Origin of the sequence: Actinomadura sp. 7K507, assembly GCF_004348425.1 — a bacterium.
In the GTDB taxonomy this organism is placed as follows: domain Bacteria; phylum Actinomycetota; class Actinomycetes; order Streptosporangiales; family Streptosporangiaceae; genus Spirillospora.
In genome coordinates, this window is the sequence record NZ_SMKK01000513.1 from 1 (window position 1) to 1,741 (window position 1,741).

Consider the following 1,741-nt stretch of genomic DNA (forward strand, 5'->3'; position numbering starts at 1 on the left):
GGTCCTGATCTTCCGCCTGTCAGGTACATCCAGGCCTCGGTGGTCGTCTCCTTGACCTGGACGGTCACCGGTTCGAAGGACCTGGGGTCCAGAGGGCCGTGCAGGTGGGCCACGTAGGTCTCGTAGATGAAGGGCGAGACTATGAATCCCAGGTCTGCGCCCGTTTCGGCGAGGGCCGTCTTGAGGGCGGGGGACTCCATGAGGCGGGCCGCCTGGATGATGGCCTGTCCGTTGAGGCCCTCGCTGTCGGGGGTGATGGGACCTACGTGCAGGGCGACGCGTAGCTGGATCCGGACGGCGGGTCCGGCGTGCTGGTTGTACAGGCGGAGCGCTACGCCCAGGCGGTCGGCGAGGGGGTCGATGAGGGACGCGGTCGGGACGGCGGGCGAGACGATGACCAGGGCGCCGTCGCCGCGGTCCTCGCGATAGGTGGCCGGGGGCGGGACGCCCGAGGACTCCAGCGCCTCCAGGAGGATGCGGTACGTGGCCTCGCGGACGACCCGGCGGTCCTCGTCGCCCCGGGACGGGTCGCCGAAGCCGGCGACGTCGCAGAAGAGGACGGAGCAGGTCAGCCCCGCCCAGGCCGCGGGTGCGCGGGGCTGCACGGGATCGAGGGGCGCGTCCACGGTACGAGTGAACGCCAGGGACGGGGCGCTGTCCATGTCCTGTGCCACAAAAGGGGGTCAGCGGGAGGCCGCGTGGTTGCGGAGGTCGCGGGGGGTCTGGCCGAAGCGCTGGCGGAAGGCGTGGCTGAGGGCGCTGGCCGAGGAGAAGCCCGTCGCGTGGGCCAGGTCGGTGATGGTGACGTGGCGGTCGCGGGGGTCGCGGAGGCGGTCCCGGACGAGGCGGAGGCGTTCCTCGCGGATCAGGTCGCGGGGGGTCGTCCCGGCCCTCTGGAGGGCGAGCTGGATCTGGCGCAGCGACCAGCCCAGGTCCTGGGCCATGGCCGCGCCGGTGAGGTTCGGGTCGGTGGCGTGCTCCCGGACGTGGCGGCGCACCACCGCCTCCACTTCGGCCAGGTGGCCTGTCGGCGGACGTTCCTCCCCCGCGACCAGGAGGCACAGCAGCTCGGTGATCCGGTCGCAGGCGGCGTCGAACTGCGGTTCGGTGAGGGGCTCGTCGCCGACGGCCCTGACCATGTCGGCGACGACGCGGCCGAGGCCGGCGGACAGGTCGAGGTCGGTGGTGTGCGGGCACGCGGGGTGCAGCCGGCCGTCCACCTCGTGCGCCGGGATCGTCATGACGAGCGCACGGGCGGGGCGGTGCTGGACGACCCGCAGCGGCGCCGCCGGCGACAGAAGGCCGCCCGTTCCCGGGCACAGCCGCGCCCACCCGCCGTCCCGGTGCACGAGCATCTCGCCGTGGAGCGGAAGCAGGAACCGGTAGGCGCCGTCGTGCCCCGCCGCGCGGACGTGGTCGGCCCGGTCCGACCGGTACAGGACGAGGCGGTAGGCGGCGCTGCTCTGCCGGACCGGGCCACCGAGGAAGTCGTCCACCACAGGCCCTTCCGCCGATCGGTCCGGTTGTCCAGGGCCGCCGTCGGCACTGGTGATCACCGCAGGCGAGCGTAGTACGATCTTCGCCGCCAAATTGGGCGAATCAAGCGGAAAGTGACGCGATTCAGACGGCGGGTGACCGGGCGATGCGCCCGGCGGCAAGTTCTCTGCGCGCGGGCACAAGCGTCCCCGTGCGCACCCGTCCTACGGTGCCGAATCTGTGGCGCATCCGCGCCGTCCGGAAC

General features: G+C 72.8%; 2 protein-coding genes. Both read right to left on the minus strand.

The features are described from left to right. Nucleotides 1-662 (minus strand): hypothetical protein (locus tag E1285_RS44950; protein WP_207947310.1); only part of this gene is annotated, 662 nt, incomplete at its 3' end. Nucleotides 663-683: 21 nt separating this feature from the next. Then, nucleotides 684-1,496, minus strand: a complete 813-nt coding sequence (locus tag E1285_RS44955; protein WP_207947312.1) for a helix-turn-helix domain-containing protein — start codon at nucleotides 1,494-1,496, stop codon at nucleotides 684-686. Nucleotides 1,497-1,741: the final 245 nt, after the last annotated feature.